Consider the following 3,441-nt stretch of genomic DNA (forward strand, 5'->3'; position numbering starts at 1 on the left):
TCCCTGCTGCAATACCACCACACGCTGTGCCATACCGATAGTCTCTGGGCGGTGCGCCACGATGATACGAGTTAACTGAATTCTTTGAATCGCTGAATTGACCGCTTGCTCGTTCCATATATCCAGATGACTAGTGGCTTCATCGAGCACCAGTAATTTTGGATTTTTGTACAGTGCTCTGGCTAACAGAACACGTTGTTTTTGCCCGCCCGATAAGCCCGTACCAATATCGCCGACCAAGGTGTTATACGCCATTGGCATCATCGCAATCTCTTGATGAATCGCCGCCAGATGAGCGCAAGCCTGTATCTGCTCATGGTTTGGGGATGGATCGAAGAAACAGATATTGTCCGAAATAGAGCCGGCGAACAAATTGTCTTCCTGCATAACTGTGCCGAGCAACTGACGATAGTTCGACAAACCTAGCTGATCAAGTTTAACACCACCAATCAAAATCTCGCCCTCAGTCGGCTCTAGCAACCCTAGCAATAGTTTTAACAAGGTCGTTTTGCCACAGCCAGACGGTCCCGTAATGGCAATGCACTGACCCTCCGGAATTAGCAGATTCAAGTCCCTCAACACATAAGGTTCACTATCCGCATAACGGAACGACAACTGGCGAATTTCGATTGATGGCGCGATATGCTCAGGGGCAATCTCCACCTCATGATGATCTTGCTCGGGCTCGGTCAATACAATGTCGGCGACCCGTTCGCCATGCAGTCTCAGCATGCGTAATTCAAACAGCTTATCTACCAGACTCGCCATTCGTTGACTGAACTGATCTTTGTAGCTGATAAATGCAAATAACATACCGACCGAGAAGCGATTGTCCATCACCGCCAGTGCAGCCAGCCAGATCACAATGACGCGCTCAGCACTAAATAAGAAATTATTCGCCGTCTGATACGACACGCCTAATTTAGCGATTCGCAATTCCGCATTAAACTGATCTGCCAGGGCATTCATCCAACCAGCGCGTCGCTCTTCATTTCGTCCAAACAGACGCACACTCTGGACACCGCGTACTGATTCCATAAAATGTGTTTGCTGTTTGGCAGCATGAATAATTTGTTCAGCCGTCGCTTCCCGCAGCGCTTTAAAGATGATCCAGCGCAGCAAGACATATAAAACCACTGCTATACAAGCGACACCCGCCAGCAAAGGGCTGTACCACAGCATCATCGCAAAGGTACCTAATACCAGCACCCCATCAATGACACCCTCGACAAACTGCGTCGTCAGGCTGCGTTGCATGGTCTGGATAGAACCAAAGCGAGACACAATATCGCCGGTATGGCGTTTCTCAAAGTAGGGTAATGGCAGCTTCATCAAATGCGCAAAGGCATTCCCTAGCCACTGAAAATTCAAGTTCGTAGCCAATACCGTCGTGATCCACGATCGCACAGCACCTATACTGGTTTGCAGCAGAACTAACAGAAGGAAGCCACATCCAAGTATCGTGACTAAATCTCTATCTGATGACAACAGCGCCTCATCCACTACCCACTGCATATAAAACGGCACAATCAATACACAGACTTGCAAAGCCAGACCTAATAGCAGGATCTGAGACAAACCACGCTTTAATCCGATCACACGACCCATCAAAGAAAACAGGGAAAACTCTTGTACTTCTAGTTTCTTTTCGAAGGCAGCAGTTGGTATCAACTCTAGCGCTACACCCGTAAAATGCCGAGCAAACTCAGCAAGCGGCAAGCGACGCTCGCCTACTGCCGGGTCATGAATCACCGCATGACTCCGACTCACCGATTTTAGGACGACAAAGTGATTCAAATCCCAATGCAAGACACACGGTAATTTCAGGTCGGGCAAATGCTCCATGTCCAATTTCAATGGACGAGTTTGCAAGGCCAAGCCCTGCGCCATTGCCATGACGCCCTTGAGTGTGGAACCTTTCAACGATACAGAAAACCGCCGACGCATACTGGCGATATCAATTTTATGCCCCCAGTAACTGCTGATCATGCAGAGTGACGCCAAGCCGCATTCAGCTGCCTCAGTTTGCAATAACACAGGTAGGTGCTGGCTACGCCAGAAAGAGAGATGAGGCAGAGTCTGAAAATTCATGAATCAATAGTTTCTTGGTAAAACATACTGAGAGAATGTATTAGGTATTCAAGATCTGTTGGACGATATGGCTTTTATCAGACCTACATACGCCCAGAAATACTGTACAGCGGCTCTAGTATCCATTCCACCAGACGACGTTGCTCTAGCAAGACGCTGGCATCAACCAGCATGCCTGACTTTAATGGCATCGCTTTACCGTAGGCTAGTACCGATTGCTTGTCTAATTTCAGACGAATCCGATATAAAGGCTCGGCACCGGCACCGGTTGGCAGCGTCGCACCAGGTAAAGTAAATTCATCAGGGCGCAGCGAGGTATTCGCGACCTCTTTGACCTTGGCTTCATACTGACCAAACTTCTGATACGGATATGCCTGATAACGCAATAACACTGTCATCCCCGGTTTGACGAAACCGACTGAGCGCGAAGGTGCGTAGATTTCGGCTTCGAGTTGGGCATCGACCGGTAGTACAGAAGCGAGTGGTGAGTTGACATTCACGGTCTGACCCGGTTCCGCAGTAATCGCCGTCACAATCCCATCTTGTGGCGCAAGGATGACTAGCTTTCGACGGGCTTCACTCTCAGTTAAATCTTGCTCTAATGAACTGACATTGCGTTGCAGTGCTGCTGTATCCCGTTGCGATTGCCATTGCAGATCACGCACATCCGCTTGAACCGACGCCAGATCGCGTTGATTCGAGGATTTCACGCGCTGCAATTCGCTCAGGCGTTGCCGTTGATCCAGCAATTCCGCCTGCTTGTCTTGTAATTGTGCTGCCGATAAATAATTGGTCGCCTGTAAATCACTAAATCGCTTAAACGACTGCTCGGCTAATGACACTCGCTGCTGCTGTAAGACAATCTGGTCATCCAATTTATGTAATTCCGCGTCCATATCAGTGGCACGTCGCTGTAAGGCATACAGCCGTTGCTGGGATTGCAAAGAAGACTGTTTCAGTTCTAAGCTAAAGCTATCGCGGCGACTCTGCACCAGTCCCGAAATCACTTTATTCGCATCTCCTGCGTTTGCACTGCTGCGCTCGCTCGACAATACAAACAAAACATCTCCTGCATGGACCGATTGACCTTCGACGACCAGTTTCTCTGCGATCACACCGGATTGCGTTGGCAGTACCCGAATCACACCAGAGGTTGGCAACAACACGCCTTGGCATTGCGCTTTACGGGTGGTTGAAAACAGAAAAAAGAAGGCGATGATGACAAAAATCAGTCCAACAAACCAAGCGGTTAGCCAACGGTGACTGGTGGCAGACGTCAGCAATACGGTTCCGTATTGGCGAGTGCTGATGTGGTCTATGGCTTGTTGGCGGAATAATGGGCGAACGGTA

Annotated in this window: 2 protein-coding genes; both read right to left on the reverse strand. The window is 49.1% G+C overall.

Annotated elements, in window-relative coordinates:
- The coding region (locus ACO0LE_RS20070; protein ID WP_422962098.1) for a peptidase domain-containing ABC transporter at window positions 1–2,091 on the reverse strand (2,091 nt) is incomplete at its 3' end.
- A gap of 83 nt (window positions 2,092–2,174) precedes the next feature.
- Window positions 2,175–3,441 (reverse strand): HlyD family secretion protein (locus ACO0LE_RS20075; protein WP_422962100.1); only part of this gene is annotated, 1,267 nt, incomplete at its 5' end.

This window comes from Undibacterium sp. Xuan67W (genome assembly GCF_049340165.1).
GTDB lineage: Bacteria > Pseudomonadota > Gammaproteobacteria > Burkholderiales > Burkholderiaceae_D > Undibacterium.